The organism is Kaistia hirudinis, from assembly GCF_014196455.1.
Taxonomy (GTDB): domain Bacteria; phylum Pseudomonadota; class Alphaproteobacteria; order Rhizobiales; family Kaistiaceae; genus Kaistia; species Kaistia hirudinis.
Window position 1 is genome coordinate 33,289 of record NZ_JACIDS010000004.1, and the last position, 16,168, is coordinate 49,456.

A 16,168-nucleotide genomic window follows, 5' to 3' on the forward strand; every position below is an offset into this window, starting at 1 on the left:
CTTGGTTCGGAGGCCGGCGCCGCGCGCCGCGCCTCACTTGATGAAGAGGTATTTCTTGCGGTCGATGGTCGAGGCCACCGCGAGGATGATGACGAGGCCCTTCACGACCTCCTGGGTGAAGCTCGACACCTCGGTGACGTCCATGCCGTTGGACAGGATGGCGATGACGAGCACGCCGAGGATGGTGCGCTGCGGGCCGCCGATGCCGCCGGACAGTGCCGTGCCGCCCATGACGATCGCCGCGATCGAATCGAGCAGCATGTTGGCGCCCGCCGCCGGCGTGCCGGCGCCGACCTGCGCGGTGAGCAGGACGCCCGCGAGGCCGCAGAGGCCACCCGACAGCATGAAGGCGTAGACCTTGTAGCGATTGACCGGGACGCCGGTATTTGCCGCGACCACCTCCCCGCCGCCGATCGCATAGAGATAGCGGCCGAGCACGGTCTTGAAGGCGATGAAGGTCAGCACGGCGGCTGTCACCAGCGCTATCAGGATGATGTTCGGAATGCCGGGTACGAACTCGGAGTTCACGAGCTCGGTCAGGCTCTGGTCTATGAACATGATCGACGAGCCGCCGCAGATCATGTTCGCGATGCCCGAGAGCACCGAGAGCATGCCGAGCGTCACGAGGAAGGACGGCACCTTGAGCGCGATCAGCGTCAGGCCGTTGACGAGGCCGACGGCCACGCCGACGCCGACGCCGGCCGCGATCGCGACGCCCGGTCCGAACGGATCGATGGCAAGCGCCGTGACGATGCCGGCCAGCGTCACGATCGAGCCGACGGAGAGGTCGATCGAGCCGATCATGATCACCATGGTGCCGGCCAGCGACACGAGCAACAGCACGGATGACTGCCGCCCGATGTTCACGGCGTTGTCGAAGGTCGCGAAGTAGGGGTTCTGCACCCCGAAGAACGCGATGAGGGCCAGGATGACGAGCAGCGGATAGAGCGAGACGCCGTGCCGCGCGAAGAAGGATCGCAGGTTCATGGTGCCGGATGCCGTGTGGGGGACGGTTTGGGACAAGCGAGGCTCCAGTTCGGCCGTTCAGACCATGTTCGTCACGACGGAGGTTTCGGACGGCTTGTCGTGGGCGTGGGCCGGGATTTCGGCCGATATGGCGCCGGCGCGGAAGGTGACGACCCGGTTCGACAGGCCGATGATCTCGGGCAGATTGTCGGAGATCAGCACGATCGCGACGCCCTCTTTCGCGAGGCTGCGCAGCAGCGTGTAGATCTCCTCCTTCGCGCCGACATCGAGGCCGCGGCCAGGATCGTCGAGGACGAAGACGCGGACGCCGCGCGCCAGCCATTTGGCGAACACGACCTTCTGGGCATTGCCGCCTGAGAGATTGCGGATCTGCTGGCTGCGGCCAGCGGTCTTGACGCGCAGCCGCTCGATCCAGCGATCGGTCGTCGCCGCCTGGCGCCGGCCGGAGAGGATGGGAAGGCGAGGTGCGCGAAAGCTCCTGATGCTCGGCAGGACGAGATTCGACTGGACAGAGTGCATGCCGATGACGCCGGCAAGGTTGCGCTCGGCAGGCACCGAGCCGATATCGGCTGCGAGCGCCGCCGCGCGTGAGCCTGGTCGCAGGCGCCTTCCGTGCACGCGGATCTCGCCGCCGCTCGGGCGGAGCGCGCCCGTGATCACATGGCCGAGCGCCGTCTTGCCGGAGCCGAGGACGCCGGCGACGCCGACGATTTCGCCGGCCCGCACCGAAAGCGAGACCGAGCGGAGCTGGCCGGGGACGTCGACATCGGCGAGTTCCAGCACGACGTCGCCGAGCGTTTCGCGCTGGTCGTGCTCCTTGTAGTAGCCGGCCGAGCGGGGACGGCCGACGATCGCCTCGTGCAGCAGATCGGGCGTTGCGTCGCCGATCGGCCAATGGCCGCTGACGCGCCCGTCCTTCAGCGTCGTCACCGCGTCGCAGACGGCGAAGACATCGGCGAGGCGGTGCGAGACGAGGATGATCGACGCCTTGCCGCGCCAGCGCCGGATCGAATCGAACAGGATCTCGGTCTCGCGATCCGACAGCGCGCTCGTCGGCTCGTCCAGCAGCACGATCGGCTCGACCGGATAGAGATGGCCGAGCGCGAAGGCCTTGGCGATCTCGACGAGCTGCCGCTCGCCGAAATTCAGATTGCCCGTGACGGCGAGCGGGTCGATGGCGATGCCGAGTTCGTCCAGCACCTCGCGGGCGAACTGCCGCATCGCCGTCGCGCCGAGAATGCCCGCCCAGGAGAATTGACGCTCCCGGCCGAGCAGCATGTTTTCATAGACGCGCAGATTGGCGACCAGCCCCTGCTCCTGGAACACCGTCGCGATGCCGGCATGGGCCGCCTCGGCGGGACTGCCGAGGCTGACCACGCGGCCATTGACGAGCAATTGCCCCTCTGTCGGCCGCGCGGTGCCGTTGATGACCGAAATCAGCGTGGATTTGCCGGCGCCGTTCTCGCCCACGAGCCCCAGCACGCCATGGCGGGGCAGGACGAGGTCGATGCCGTCCAGCGCCGTCACGGCGCCATAGCGCTTGGTGACGGCCCGGAGCTCGAGGGCCGGGGCGGGGCTGGTCATGGCGAAGGCGCGTCAGGCCTTGACCGGGCCGGTCTTGTAATGCGCCGCATAGAGCGCATCGACCTTGGAGAACGCGCCGCTCTCGGCCGCGCCCTTGTAGATCGGGTTCAGCCGATCCTTGCCGTCCGGGAACGGACCCCAATAGGTGTCCGGATCGATCGCGGTGATCTTGTTCTGCGGGTCCCAGGTCTCGGGATTGAGCGCGCGGCTCATCAGCGCCCAGTCGAAGGGCTTCGAATCCTTGCCGTAGATCGCCGCCTCGATCTTCGCCGCGTTCTCGGCCGTCGCCAGCGCCGAGCCGGTGAAGAGCAGCCGCTCGCCGAGCGTCGGCTTCCAGCCGTTCAGCGCGTCGAAGGCGAGGACGGTGGTGAAGCCGGCGCCATAGGGCGGCAGCGAGGTGTGGGTCGCCACCATCTGCTCGCCCTTCGCGACCTCCTTGAGGCCTTCCGGCAGGCCGTCGACGCCCGAGACCTTCACATTGGTCAGCTTACGCTCGCGCAGCACGGACAGGACGCCGAGCGCCATGTTGTCGTTCTGCGCGAATACAGCCTTCATGTCCGGGTGCGCGGTGACCATGGACAGCATGACCTTGCGGGCCTGCTCGCGATCCCAGTTGGCGCGGAGGCCACCGACGATCTGGATGCCCGGATATTCCTTGGCCGCCTGCATGAGGCCGAGCGTGCGATAGGTGTCGGTCGGCGTCGCCATGCCGGCGATGTGCACGACCTTGCCTTCGCCGCCGATGCTCTCGAACAGCGCCTTGGCCACCTCATAGGCGCCCTCGATCGAGTTCGGCGTCACGAAGGAGACGTAGTAGTCGCCGATGTCCGGCGGCGTGAACCAGGCCGGCGATTCCCAGCTCGGCACATAGAAGATCTGGTTGTCCTGGCAGAAGCGCGCGACCGTCGGCAGCGAGCCGGCGGGCTCGACGCAGCCGATCAGCATCTTGGCCTGGCTCGCCGGCAGGCTGCGGACCTGCGCCAGCTGCCGCGCCGTGTCGTTCTGGTGGAACAGCTCCTGCGTCTCGAGGCCCAGCGCCTTGGCGGCCTCGTCGAAGGCGCGCGTCCACACCGCCCAATAATCGTTCGCCGGCGTCGAGACCTGGTTCGCGATCTTGCCGCGGACGATCTCAGCTGCCTCGGCCATCCGGCTGACCGCCGGCGTCATCGCCAGTGACACGCCGGCCGCACCGGCGAGCTGCAGGAACACGCGCCTGCTCAGGCCGGACGGCAATGCCAATCCGGTCGCAACGATGTTGCGCTCTTGGTCGCTCATGGGTTCCTCCCCGTTAGAAAGCAATGAATTCTCGCTATTCAATAAATTCTGAATTCTTGATGTGTCAAGCTGTGACGTTGTCGACGCTCAGACACCTAGTGGCGCGGCCCTGATTGCGGGAGGCGTCAAACTACGTGGAGAAAGCCAAAAATGCTGCATATACGTTATTGCTCTGCAGCATGAGGCAGGGCCTGCCCGAGCAGGGCGCGCGTATCCTCCGGCGCTTGACAGACGAAAATATTATGGATTTATCACATAACAATAAATTGGAGGAGTTTATGAGTCAGCTTGACGGTCAGGTCGCGCTCATTACGGGGGCCGCGCATCCGGCGGGGATCGGCTATGCGATCGCGCGCACCCTGCTGGCTGCGGGCGCCGCGGTTTCGATCGTCGATCTCCGGCAGGAAGCCTGCGACGCGGCGGTCCGGCAGCTCTCGGCCGAATTGTCGGAGCGGGGGCAAAGCCATGTCGCGCCGCTCGCCGTCGCGGCCGATGTGCGCGAGCGCGACGCGCTTGAGCGGGCCGTTCGCCTGACGGTCGACCAGTTCGGCCGGCTCGATGTCCTGGTCAGCAATGCCGGCATTGCCCAGCCGCGCAAGGTGATGGACATCAGCCCGGAAGACTGGTCGTCGACGCTCGACGTCAATCTGCGCGGCATGCTCAACCTGACCCAGGCGGCGCTGCCGCATCTTTCGGATGGCGGCCGCATCGTCGCGATCGCCTCGATCGCCGCCCAGCGCGGCGGCGGCCTGCTCGGCGGACCGCATTATGCGGCATCGAAGGGCGGTGTTCTGTCACTCGCCAAGAGCATGGCGCGCGAGTTCGGCCCGCGCGGCATCCGCGTCAACTGCGTCAATCCGGGCGTGATCATCACCGCCATGAACGCCAATGCCTTCGACGAGGAGACGCGGAAGCGGCTGATCGATTCGATCCCGCTCGGCCGCTTCGGCACGCCGCAGGATGTCGCCGATGTCTGTCTCTTCCTCGCCTCGTCGCAATCGGGCTACCTGACCGGTACGGCGATCGACATCAATGGCGGTATGCACATCCATTGAGCGGGCGTCGCTTGACCTCCGCCCTGCGTGCTCCCTAGGCTCGCACCGCGAAGGCCGGTACACGCCAGGGCAGTCTATCGAGGGGATATCGGCTGATGGACAGCCTGAGCCGGATGATCGGCATCTTCGATCTCTTCGACGGGGATCGCACGGTGGTGACCGTCGAGGAGGTCGCCGCCGCGCTCGATTGCTCGATCCCGACCGCCTATCGCTATCTGAAGACGCTGAGCACGGCCGGGCTGATCGCGCCGGACATCCAGGGCGGTTTCGGCCTCGGCGCCCGCATCATGCAGCTCGACCGGCAGATCCGCCTCAACGATCCGCTGCTGCACCGGGCCGGCGCCGTGATGAGCCGGCTCATCCGCGAGATCCGCGGCAATCTCATGGTCTGCGCCTCCTATGGCAAGAACGTCGTCTGCATCGCGCAGGCCTGGCCGGACCAGACGGTGATGACGAGCTATGACCGGGGGCGGCCGATGCCGCTTCTGCGCGGCGCGGCCGGCAAGGCTATCCTCGCGCATCTACCGGACCATCGCCTCCGCAGCCTGATGCTCGCCCATGCCGCCGAGATCGCCGCCGCCGGCCTCGGCCGGGACTGGACGGAGTTTCGCAAGACGCTGAAGGCGATCCGCAAGCAGGGCTATTCCGTCAGCGTGGGCGAGGTGGATGAGCGCAATGCCGGCATCGCCGCGCCGATCCTGAGCCCCGAGAAGCGGGCGATCGGCTGCCTCGTTCTGGTCGTGCCCCGTACGGAACTGGACGAGGCCAATATTCCGGAGATCGCTTCCAAGCTCATCGCCGGCGCGCGCGAGATCTCCGGCTGATCGATCAGGACTGGTGCGCGCGCACCGCGATGATCAGGCCGCTCACCAGGACGAGCAGCGTCGTCAGCGCGATCTGGAGCCCGAAGGTCGCATGGCAGAGCGTGCCGGCGACGACACCGCCGACAAAGACCAGCCACGACAATCCGTTGAGGCCGGCACGCGCGATCTCGTCGCGGCCGCGGCGGAGGCGGGCCAGCGACTGCCCCAGGCTGAAGAGATTGCCGGAGAGAAAGCCGCGCCCGATATCGGCGCTGGCGACCACCTGGTGCAGGGTGTTCTGCATGCCCATCGCGCCCGCGATCGGAATGAGCGCCGCCCGGTCATAGCCGAGCCAGGCGAGCGCGACGGAGCCGGCGACGATGATCCATTCGGCGCCGAGAACCCGGGAAAGCCCGGGGCCTCCCGAACGGTCGCCGATAAAGGTGCCGGCCGCGGAACCGGCGACGAAGGTCGCGACGATGATGACGGCGAGCAGGGCGCCGGACCAGTCGGCGCCGGCGATCATCATGCCGAGGCGCGTGCTGTTCCCGCTCATGAAGGAGACATAGAGGCGGCCGAGCTCCATGTAGCCGATCGAATCGGCGAAGCCCGAGACGGCGGTCAGCGCGGTGGCGAGCACCATCCGGCGGCGGTCCTGCTGCCGCATCGCAGCCGAATTAGCACTCGTTGCGGCGGCTGCTTCGGCGGCGATCATCCCTGGCGCGACGGACTGTTCTCCCGGCATCGATGTCACCGCGCGGCCGCCCGCGCCGCCATGAGGTTCGCCGGTGCTACATCGCCATGCTGCACGCGGACCGCGCGTCGGAATCTCATGGGCGTCGCAAGCTCCAGATTATCGGCGCGGCGTCTGCTTCCCGTGGCCCGTGCCTTCACGAAAGACGCGCGATTGTCGGGGATCCGCAAGGGCCGCGCAACAGCGCCGGATGGCGCGACGCCTGCCGCGCGAATCTTGCGGCGTGGTGCAATCCAAGCGATGCTGTTCCGTCTTCGAGGAGACCGGGTGACGAGGCGCCTCCCGTGGAGGTCGCCGGCATCGCCCGCGCAATGACATGTGATTTATTCGGGAGAGATCGTGATGGCGACGGAGATCGGTGAGCGGGTCGGGGGCGTGCGGCGTGCGCTGCAGACAGTCGCATTGCCGCTGCTGCTGGGCCTTGCCCTTCAGGCCGCCCCAGCCCATGCCGCCGGGTTTGAATGTCCCTCGCGGCCGGTCGCGGACGAGCCTGCGGGCATCAAGGATATCAAGAGCCTGCTGCCGGTCGGCGATCCGCTCGACAATCCCGCACAGCTCAATACAGCCGTCGCGACGTTGCGCGGGCAGGGCCTGTCCGAGGGCCTGATCATCGACAATCTGATCGGCGCCTATTGCCCGGTGGTCGCGGCGAATACGGCGCTCAACGACACGCAGAAGGCGGAACTGGTACGCCGGTTCGCGTCCCTGATCACCGGCATCGTCTTCTCGCTCGGAAGCACTGAAGCCGTCCTGCTCGACGTGCCACTCGCACCCTCGGTCCTGTCGCAGGTTCAGGCCAAGGCCAAGGCAGCGGGCATCAGCCCGGAAGACTGGATCGCCGACACGGTCGCCGCAGCGCTGAAATAGTGTTCAGAGGGGCGAGCGTAGGGAACGGCGACGCGGGATCCTCGGCAGGGTTTCGCGTCGTCTACTGGACCATGAAGCGGGAGTGATAGGGCAGGCTGGCGGCGCCCCAGGCCTTGGGCGAGATCATCCCGCGTCCGAGCTGAACGTCGATGCCGGGCAGCATCTCGGCGATCTCGGCGCGCAGCAATTCAGCGACGGCTAGCGGCGCATAGGTCGAAAGCACGATCGACTGCACGCGGACGAAGTCGAGCAGTGCCTCGACGGAGGACCTGATCCGCGTGCGGGCACGCAGCCGCCAGGCGTCATAGACCGGCTTGGCCGTGCCCGTGAGGTCCGGCCATTCGTTCAGAGGCCGGAACGTCATGCCGAGTTCGGCCAGCGCATCGGCGAGGTTCGACAGCCCGACATCGGAACTGGCGCCCGCCTTGCCGTTATAGATCTGGTGGTTGAGGATCAGCCGGCTGTGGAGCCGCGCACCGAGATAGAAGAACACGAAATCGGACAGCGAGCGTGCGACGCCGAACAGGCTCTCGCCGGAGGCCGCCGCTGTGATGTCGTTCTGCATGAAGACGGGCAAACCGAGGGCACTTTCGATCCGCGCCTGGGCGCTCGGCAGATCGCGTCCGACGAGCCGCATCAGGTCATCGCCGATCGTGGCCTCGTCGGGCACGGCAAGGCCGATGCCGGCGATGCGATCGCGCAAATGGGCCGGCACGACCTCGACGGCCGCCTCGATTGCGGCCTGCAGCGGCGCTTCCGTCGCTGTGGGGTGCAGTTCGGCATAGGCATGCGCCTTGTGGAAGCGCACGCCGCCGACGAAATCGATGACGACCACATCCGCAGACCAGGCGCCGAAGCTGACGCCGACCGAGAAGGCGCCCTCCGGGTTCAGCATCATCGGGATGGTCGGCGGGCCGACCCGTCCGCGCTGCGCCTCGCCCTTGGCGACGAGCCCCTCCTGCTCGAGGGAGCGGACGATGACCGATACGGTCTGGGCCGAGAGCCCGGTCTTCTCGCCGATCTCGAGCCGCGTGGTGCCCTCGTTCTGCAACAAGAGGGACAGGACCAGCCGCTCGTTGTAGCTGCGGACGCTGGGCGCGTTGAGGCCGCTCGCGCGATCGGCGATCCGCAACGGATTCGGCGGAGCGAACCTCATGTCAGGCAAGGCGCAACCTCATTCTTACGAACATCACGGGCCGGACGGACTTCCCGATCACCGCTCCTGATCGACCCAGCCGATGGCATCGACCTCCTGGGCGAGCGCCACGCCGAGCGACTCATGCGCTTCCGCGCCGATATGGAATCCGTCGGCGGGGTCGCACCGGCAGACCGAGCCCGCATTGAAGAAATGGACCCCCAGCGAATCGGCCATGATCTCGAACTCCAGCGCCAGCTGGTGCGATTTCTCATAGGCACCGGCGAAGATCGAGCGCCATTCCTTGATGTCCTCGAGCATGGGCGGCGGCGCAACGATCATGATCTCGGGTACCGTTCCGCCCGGTCCGGGGGCGAGTTCGCGAATGTCGTAGACCAGGCAGCCCATGCCCATGGCGACCTCGGAGGCGGGCTGGCCGAACCGCGCCTTCAGGTCGTTGGTGCCGAGCATGATGATCACGAGGTCGAGCGTCGCGTGGCTCTGCAGGCACGGCTTCAGATAGGAGCGCCCATTCTTGTGCGCGCCCTCGATCGGGTCGTCATGGACGGTCGTCCGGCCGCTCAGCCCCTCCTCGATCACCTGCCATTTCGGCCCGAGCTCGCGCTGCAGCACCCCGGACCATCGCGCGTCGCGGGCGAAACGCTCGAGCGGGCCGCGGCCCGGCATCTGGCCATAGGTGTTTGAGTCGCCGAAGCAGAGGACTGAACGCATTGCGGGCTCTCGTCGCAGGATCGGAGGCAGAGGTTCGACACTGGGGATCATCGGCCGCGCCATCTGCATCCGCAAGCAACGAGATAATCATTCATTCTGACTAATCATTGACAGTCCCCTTGTCTCAATGCAATGAAGTTCGTGTGGAGGCGGGTTGGAGGCCGTCTCCGGAGGCAGGTCCCGAGGCGCGAGGAGGCGCCGGCCGGGCATTTCCTGAAGAGCAGTTCGCGATCGTCAGCTGGCATGTCCGGCGCAGAAGCGCGCATGTCCGCATCGGTCCATCCGACATCGGCAATCATGACAGATCGGCGTCCCGCACGGCGCCGATGGGAGGGAAGAGCTATGCGTGGAGCCCTGAAGAAATTCGGCGTTGGCCTCCTGTTCGCGACGACGATGCTCGTCGGCGCCGCCTCGGCACAGGACGTCCAGCTGATGAACGGCGTGGTGCCTCGGCCCGGCGACGACCGGAAGACCGAGCTCGACCAGTTCAAGAAGGACGGCCCCTGGAAGATCGGGATGAGCCATTTCGGCGTCAACGCCAACACCTGGACCGTCCAGATGGCGCACGAGGCCGAGGCCGCCGCGAAGCTGGATCCGCGGATCGGGCAGTTCATCCTGCTCGACGCCAACATCAGCCAGGCGAAGCAGGTCGCCGATATCGAGGACCTGATCGCCCAGAAGGTCGATGCCATCATCGTCACGCCGCTGACGCCAACCTCGGCGGATGCGGGCATCGAGAAGGCCGTCGCCGCGGGCATCCCCGTGATCGTACATACCGGCCTCACCGGCACGGACAAGTACACCGTCGACATCCAGGGCGGCGGCGAGCACTTCGGCAAGGTGATGGGCGACTTCCTGGTGAAGAAGCTCGGCGGCAAGGGCAATATCTGGGTCCTGCGCGGGCTTCCCGCCCATCCGGAAGACATCAACCGCTACAAGGGCCTGCAGGAAGCGCTCAAGGGCACCGACATCAAGATCGTCGCCGAAGACGCGGGCAAGTGGCAGTACGACACGGGCAAGCAGGTCTGCGAGACCTTCTACCTCAACAATCCCGAGGTCGACGGCATCTGGTCGTCCGGCGCCGACATGACCCGCGCCTGCATGGATGTGTTCCAGCAATATGGCGCCAAGATCCCGCCGATCACCGGCGAGGGTAATAACGGCTTCTTCGGCAAGTGGATCGAGACCGGCATCGATTCGATCGCGCCGGAATATGGTCCCGAGCAGGGCGCCGCGGGCGTTCGCGCCGCCGAGGCGCTTCTCGAGGGCAAGCAGCTCTACAAGCGCTATGTCTACGAGCCGGATGGCTGGGACATCGAGATGGCGAAGAAGCACTATCGCCCCGATCTCTCCGCCAATGTCTGGTTCCCGACCAGCCTGAGCGAAGCAGACCTCCAGAAGTACTACGGCAAGAACTGACGCCGCGGCCGGATCGGGGAGGGGGCATCGCCGCCTCCCCGATCCGGCCGTCGTCGACGGCGGAGCGCGCGATGACCGCAGTCCCTCTCGTCAGCATGACATCGATCTCGAAGGCGTTCGGCAGCAGCCTGGCGCTGCGCGACGTGTCGTTCGAACTGCTGCCCGGTACGGTCCATGCGCTCATGGGCGAGAACGGCGCCGGCAAGTCGACCCTGATGAAGATCCTCGCCGGCGTGGTCCGGCCCGATGCCGGCACGATCCTGAGGAACGGCGTCCCCGTCCAGATGAACTCGCCGCGCGAGGCGTTGGACGCGGGCGTCTCGACCGTGTTCCAGGAACTGTCGCTGCTACCGAACCTGACGATCGCCGAGAACATGTTCCTCGGCCGCGAGCCGCTCACGCCGTCCGGGCGGATCGACAACGCTGCGATGGCGCGCGCGACGCGCGAAACGCTGAAGCAGCTCGATCTGGATCTCGATCCCGGCCGCCTCGTCGGCGGCCTCACCATCGCCGAGCGGCAATTCGTCGAGATCGCGCGCGGCATCACGGCCAATGCCGATGTGGTCATCCTGGACGAGCCGACCGCCGCGCTGAACGCCGCGGATGTCGAGATCCTGAACCGCCATATCCGGGCCCTGAAAAGCCAGGGCAAGGCGATCGTCTACATCTCCCACCGCATGGAGGAGATCTTCCGTCTCTGTGACGTCGTCTCCGTCCTCAAGGACGGTCGCAACGTCGCCACGGTTCCAGTCGCGTCGGTCTCGCCGCAGGAGCTGATCGCGATGATGGTCGGTCGCGATATCGCGGAACTGTTTCCGCCGCGCGGTGATGGTGCCAAGTCCGCCGTCGCGCTGTCGCTGGACGGCATCCGCCTGACGGCCGACTCCCCGCCTGTCCGCCTCGACGTGCATCAGGGCGAGATCGTCGCGTTGGCCGGCCTCGAAGGGCAGGGGCAGCGGGAGCTGATCCGCTCGATCATCGGCCAGTACCAGCCCGTCGCCGGAACGGTCGAGGTCAAGGGACGGCGCATCGCGCTGCCCATCGCGCCGGCCTCCGGCGTGCGTCGCATGCAGGCGCTGGGCGTCGGCTTCGTCCCGGAGGATCGGAAGGACGAGGGCCTCTTCCTCGATCTCTCCGTGGCGCACAACATCGCGATCGGCCTCAACAGCCGCCATTCGGCGCTCAGCATTGCGCGGCGCTATCGCGACATCATCCAGGACGCCATCAAGAGCATGGCGATCAAGGTGTCGCGGCCGAGCGCGCCGGTCGGATCGCTGTCCGGCGGCAACCAGCAGAAGGCATTGCTCGGGCGCTATCTGGCGCTCGGCTCCGACATTCTTCTCGTCGAGGAGCCGACGCGCGGCGTCGATATCGGCGCCAAGGCCGAGATGTACAAGCTGCTACGCGACTTCGCCAATCGCGGCGGCGCGGTGCTCGTCCTGTCGCGCGAGACGATCGAACTCATCGGCCTCTGCGACCGTCTCTACGTCGTGCATGGGCGGTCCATCGTCGCCGAGATGCCGGCGGCGGGGGCGAGCGAGCACGCGATCCTCGAAGCGGCCCTGCAGCGCTGAAGAAGGTGGAGCGAACGATGTCAGCCAAAATCGCGGGCACCAGGATCGCAGGCGTCGTGTCGGCGCGGGATTCGCGGCACGGCCTCTGGTTCCTGCCGCTTCTGGTCGGACTTATCGGAGGCGTCGCGCTCGCGGCGACGGCCGCCGACTTTGCGACGACGCAGAACCTCCTGAACCTCGCGGCCCAGGCCGCGCCGCTGCTTCTGGTCAGCATCGGCCAGATGCTGGTCGTGCTCGTCCGCGGGCTGGATCTCTCGGTTGGATCGGTGATCAGCCTGTCGACGGCGATCCTCTCGATCGACGCGCCGGCGACGGTGACCATTCCCGCCGTCTTCGTGATGGCGCTGGCCGTCGGGCTGGTGAACGGCGTCGCGGTGACGCGCTTCCACGTCCATCCCATCATCGCGACGCTGTCGGTCACCGGCATCGCCCAGGGCATCACCATGCTGGTCCGACCCGTCGCGGGTGGAACGATCCCACCGATCGTGACGGTTCTCGTGAACGGCGAGTTCCTCGGCATCTATATGCCGCTTATCTGGGTCGTCGTCGCTATCCTGGCCGGCTGGAAGCTTATCCATGGCTCGCGCTTCGGCCTGCATCTGTTCGCTATCGGCGGCGGCGACACGGCCGACACTTTCGGCATTGCGAGCCGGCGCAACATCCTCCTCGCTTATGTCGCCTGCTCGACCTTCGCCGCGCTTGCCGGCATGTTCCTCGCCGGGCGCATCGCATCCGGTGATCCCAATATCGGCACGCAATATGCCGTCGATTCCATCACGGCGGTGGCACTCGGCGGCACGCAGCTCGCGGGCGGTATCGGCAGCCTGCAGGGCACGGTCATCGGCACGCTGCTGCTCTCGATGCTCGCCAACGGCATGAACCTCTTGAACGTCTCGTCCTTCGTCCAGACGGCGATCAAGGGGCTGATCCTGCTCGCTGTCATCGCGATCCAGCCCCGCAAGACGATCGGCCTATAATATGAGCGCTCTCCGCCACCCGGTCCTGCGGGCCGCCACGCGCATCCCGCCCTCCTATGTCGTGTTCATCGTGCTGCTCGGCGCGCTCTGGGTCCTGAAGCCGGCGATGATGAACCCCAACATATTGGGGACCTTCGCCCGCCAGGTCGTGCCGCTCGGCATCGTCGTGCTTGGCCAGCTGCTCGTGATCTCGTCGCGCTCGATCGACCTGTCGGCGGGCGGCGTCATCCTGCTCGTCAACTATCTGATCTCGTCGGGCCTGCTCGGCGGCATCGATCCGCTCGCCGTCATCGGGATCTGCCTGCTGATCGGGCTGGCCGTCGGCAGCGTCAACGGCTTCCTCGTCGGCAAGCGGCGAGCCTCGGCGGTGATCGTCACCCTCGCCGTCAGCATCGTCCTGATCGGCCTCGTCGAATATCTCGCTAACGGCAAGCCGCCGGGCGACGTCCCGGCCTTCTTCCGCAATCTCTACAATGCGCGCCCCGCCGGCGTTCCGGCGCCGCTGATCTTCTGGGTCGGGCTAGCGATTGCGATGAGCCTCGTTCTGTCGCGCAGCGTCTTCGGCCGCTTCGTGGCGTCGATCGGCAGCAACCCCGTCTCGGCGCATTTCTCCGGCGTCCCCGTCGAGCGCACCGTCGTCGCCGCGCACATCATCGCCGGTTTCATGTCGGCGCTCGCCGGCCTCGTCCAGACCGCGTCGATCGCCGTCGGCAGCGTGCGTTTCGGCCCCGAGCTCGTCATGAACTCGATCGCCGCGACCATCCTCGGCGGCGTGATCTTCGGGCGCGGCGCCGGGGTCTGGGGACCGTTCGTCGGCGTGCTCTGCTTTGCGCTGCTCTTCGTCGTCATGACCTCGCTCGGCATCCAGGAGCCCGGCAAGCTCGTGGTCCAGGGCTGCATCATCCTCCTCGCCGCCGTCTTCTATGGCGTCAGGACAAAAGTGAATTGAAGAAGGAGGCTAGGCTTCGATGACGACCAGGCGAATTCTCTGCTTCGGCGACTCGCTGACATGGGGATGGGTTGCGGTGCCGGAGGGGGCGCCGACCGTTCGCTTCCCCTTCGAGCAGCGCTGGACCGGCGTGATGGCTTCCGCGCTCGGCCCGGACTACGAGATCATCGAGGAAGGCCTGAGCGCGCGCACCACCTCGATCGACGACCCGATCGATCCGCGCCTCAATGGCTCGGCCTATCTGCCGACGGCGCTCGCCAGCCACCTGCCGCTCGACCTCGTCGTCATCATGCTCGGGACGAACGACACCAAGAGCTATTACCGCCGCACGCCCTACGAGATCGCGCTCGGCATGTCCAAGCTGGTCGGCCAGGTGCTGACCTCGGCTGGCGGCGTCGGCACCGTCTATCCGGCGCCGCAGGTCCTCGTCGTCGCGCCGCCGCCGCTGGCGGACATGCCGCATAGCTGGTTCCAGGGCATGTTCGAGGGCGGCCGCGAAAAGACCGTGGCGCTCGCCGCGCAATATCGCTCGCTCGCCTCGTTCATGAAGGTCGATTTCTTCGATGCCGGCAGCTGCGTGACGACCGGCGGCGTCGATGGGATTCATTTCACGGCCGAGAATAATGCGGCGCTCGGGACCGCGCTCGCCGTCAAGGTCGCGGAAATCCTCGACCGGCGGCTCGCCGCCTGAGGCTGCACGAAGCGGAAGGGGCGGGGGCGGATGATCTGGATCATGGAGGCCCCGCCGCGAGCCGTCTAAGATCGTCGCAAGACAATCGATCAGATCGGCTCATGGTCACTTTCGGCTTCATCGCGGCTTCGACGGCGCTCCTGCTCACCCCCGGACCGACCAACACGATACTCGCGGCCTGCGGCGCATCCGCCGGCTTTCGGAAGGCAGCGGTCCTGCCGCTCGCAGAGGCGCTCGGCTATGCGGTCGCCATCGGCATCTTCGTCGCTTGCGCGAGCCTTGTCCGCGCCGATCCCGTCGCGATGGGCGCGATCAGGCTGATCGCCGCCGTCTGGCTCGCCTATTCGGCCTATCGGCTCTGGGTCGAGCCGTTTCCGCGCGGCGGGTCTGGCGGCCGGTCCTCGTTCGCGCGTGTCCTGCTGACGACGATGGTCAATCCCAAGGCGATGCTGGTCGGGACGATCCTGATCCCGGGCGATGTCGGCGGGGCGGCGCCGCTCTGGATCGGAACCTATGTCGCGCTGTCGATCGCCGCCGGCATGGGATGGGTCCTGCTCGGCGCGCTGCTGCCGCAGGGCATCCGCAAGCACGCCTACAAGGCGGCGGCGATCGTCCTCGGCGGCTTCTCAATCGCGGCGGTCGCGAGCATGGCGTCGATCTAGGAGCACCTCGTCCGGGCCTCGATGACGGGCGTCGGCAGGGACCACTCGGGGCGCGGCGGCGCCCCGGCCCCAGGGCCGATCTTCGCGGCGGCCCTGGCGGCGCAATTTATCGCCGCGCTGTCGCGTTCTGGAGTTGACAGCCGGGACCGGACCATAGCGTGCTCTGCGACGCTCGGGTCCGGTGCGGCGGTGCGAATCGCGACCGCTGCCTGCCCGCGCGATCAGCCTCCGCCAGGAGGCCGGAACACCATCGGGGAAGGGAAGATCCATGAAATTCGCGACCATCGGCCTCGCCGCCGCGATTCTCGCCAGTGCGGGGATCGGCGCCGCCACGGCGCAGACCATGAGCTACGCCCAGGCCGGCGCGCTGCTGGCGCAGAGCTGCGGCAAGGACATCGAGAAGTACTGCCCCAAGGCCAATCTCGGCGGTGGCGGCGTGAAGGACTGCATGGTCCAGTTCGAGACCAAGATCAGCCCGCAGTGCATCGCCGACTACAAGACCGTCGTCGCCTCGATCGCCAAGCGTGAAGCCGCGCAGGAAGCCGCTCCGAAGGCGTGCCGCAATGCGGCGGCCAATTACTGCCAGGGCACGGAGCCCGGCCAGGCGCATTATCTGGACTGCCTGCTCGCTGCCTCGAAGGTCGTCGGCGCTGCCTGTAATCAGGCGCTCACCGATGCCGGCTGGCGCTGAGCCCGTGGCCCCT

At 66.9% G+C, this 16,168-nt stretch carries 16 protein-coding genes; 10 read left to right on the plus strand and 6 right to left on the minus strand.

From position 1 onward, the window contains the following. Positions 1–33: 33 nt before the first annotated feature. The 3 genes from GGR25_RS14920 to GGR25_RS14930 are packed head-to-tail and all read right to left on the minus strand — an operon-like array spanning position 34 to position 3,846. Positions 34–1,023, minus strand: coding sequence for an ABC transporter permease (locus tag GGR25_RS14920; protein ID WP_246409823.1), 990 nt, complete (start codon positions 1,021–1,023; stop codon positions 34–36). A gap of 21 nt (positions 1,024–1,044) precedes the next feature. Beyond that, positions 1,045–2,571 (minus strand): sugar ABC transporter ATP-binding protein, encoded by a 1,527-nt coding sequence (locus GGR25_RS14925; RefSeq protein ID WP_183399646.1) that lies wholly within the window; start codon positions 2,569–2,571, stop codon positions 1,045–1,047. Positions 2,572–2,583: 12 nt separating this feature from the next. Further along, positions 2,584–3,846: a sugar ABC transporter substrate-binding protein gene (locus tag GGR25_RS14930; RefSeq protein ID WP_183399647.1), complete on the minus strand. Its 1,263-nt coding sequence runs from the start codon at positions 3,844–3,846 to the stop codon at positions 2,584–2,586. Between the two features lie 278 nt (positions 3,847–4,124). On the opposite strand from GGR25_RS14930, the gene GGR25_RS14935 reads away from it, so the two are divergent. After that, positions 4,125–4,901, plus strand: coding sequence for an SDR family NAD(P)-dependent oxidoreductase (locus tag GGR25_RS14935; RefSeq protein WP_183399648.1), 777 nt, complete (start codon positions 4,125–4,127; stop codon positions 4,899–4,901). A gap of 95 nt (positions 4,902–4,996) precedes the next feature. Then, complete coding sequence (locus tag GGR25_RS14940) at positions 4,997–5,725, plus strand: IclR family transcriptional regulator (protein WP_183399649.1); 729 nt, start codon at positions 4,997–4,999, stop codon at positions 5,723–5,725. A gap of 4 nt (positions 5,726–5,729) precedes the next feature. On the opposite strand, the gene GGR25_RS14945 is transcribed toward GGR25_RS14940, so the two are convergent. Beyond that, the gene (locus GGR25_RS14945) at positions 5,730–6,347 is read right to left on the minus strand and encodes a YoaK family protein (protein ID WP_183399650.1); all 618 of its coding nucleotides are present in this window, start codon (positions 6,345–6,347) and stop codon (positions 5,730–5,732) included. Between the two features lie 453 nt (positions 6,348–6,800). Here GGR25_RS14945 and GGR25_RS14950 point away from each other — a divergent pair, with 453 nt between their 5' ends. Beyond that, positions 6,801–7,325 (plus strand): hypothetical protein, encoded by a 525-nt coding sequence (locus GGR25_RS14950; protein WP_183399651.1) that lies wholly within the window; start codon positions 6,801–6,803, stop codon positions 7,323–7,325. A 61-nt stretch (positions 7,326–7,386) separates the two neighbouring features. Here the strand turns inward: GGR25_RS14950 and GGR25_RS14955 are convergent, their stop codons facing one another. After that, the gene (locus GGR25_RS14955) at positions 7,387–8,481 is read right to left on the minus strand and encodes an ROK family transcriptional regulator (protein ID WP_183400304.1); all 1,095 of its coding nucleotides are present in this window, start codon (positions 8,479–8,481) and stop codon (positions 7,387–7,389) included. Between the two features lie 57 nt (positions 8,482–8,538). Continuing rightward, positions 8,539–9,192, minus strand: coding sequence for an SGNH/GDSL hydrolase family protein (locus GGR25_RS14960; RefSeq protein WP_183399652.1), 654 nt, complete (start codon positions 9,190–9,192; stop codon positions 8,539–8,541). A gap of 342 nt (positions 9,193–9,534) precedes the next feature. On the opposite strand from GGR25_RS14960, the gene GGR25_RS14965 reads away from it, so the two are divergent. The 7 genes from GGR25_RS14965 (at position 9,535) to GGR25_RS14995 (ending at position 16,155) form a co-directional block, all read left to right on the plus strand. Beyond that, positions 9,535–10,611: an ABC transporter substrate-binding protein gene (locus GGR25_RS14965; RefSeq protein WP_183399653.1), complete on the plus strand. Its 1,077-nt coding sequence runs from the start codon at positions 9,535–9,537 to the stop codon at positions 10,609–10,611. Between the two features lie 71 nt (positions 10,612–10,682). Continuing rightward, complete coding sequence (locus GGR25_RS14970; protein ID WP_183399654.1) at positions 10,683–12,185, plus strand: sugar ABC transporter ATP-binding protein; 1,503 nt, start codon at positions 10,683–10,685, stop codon at positions 12,183–12,185. Between the two features lie 17 nt (positions 12,186–12,202). Then, entirely contained in the window at positions 12,203–13,162 is a 960-nt protein-coding gene (locus GGR25_RS14975) for an ABC transporter permease (RefSeq protein WP_183399655.1), read from the plus strand. A 1-nt stretch (position 13,163) separates the two neighbouring features. Continuing rightward, positions 13,164–14,111: an ABC transporter permease gene (locus GGR25_RS14980; RefSeq protein WP_183399656.1), complete on the plus strand. Its 948-nt coding sequence runs from the start codon at positions 13,164–13,166 to the stop codon at positions 14,109–14,111. A gap of 19 nt (positions 14,112–14,130) precedes the next feature. Then, on the plus strand, positions 14,131–14,802 hold the full coding sequence (locus GGR25_RS14985) for an SGNH/GDSL hydrolase family protein (RefSeq protein WP_183399657.1): 672 nt from the start codon (positions 14,131–14,133) through the stop codon (positions 14,800–14,802). Between the two features lie 101 nt (positions 14,803–14,903). Further along, entirely contained in the window at positions 14,904–15,464 is a 561-nt protein-coding gene (locus GGR25_RS14990) for a LysE family translocator (protein ID WP_183399658.1), read from the plus strand. Between the two features lie 268 nt (positions 15,465–15,732). Beyond that, the gene (locus tag GGR25_RS14995) at positions 15,733–16,155 is read left to right on the plus strand and encodes a hypothetical protein (RefSeq protein WP_246409825.1); all 423 of its coding nucleotides are present in this window, start codon (positions 15,733–15,735) and stop codon (positions 16,153–16,155) included. Positions 16,156–16,168: the final 13 nt, after the last annotated feature.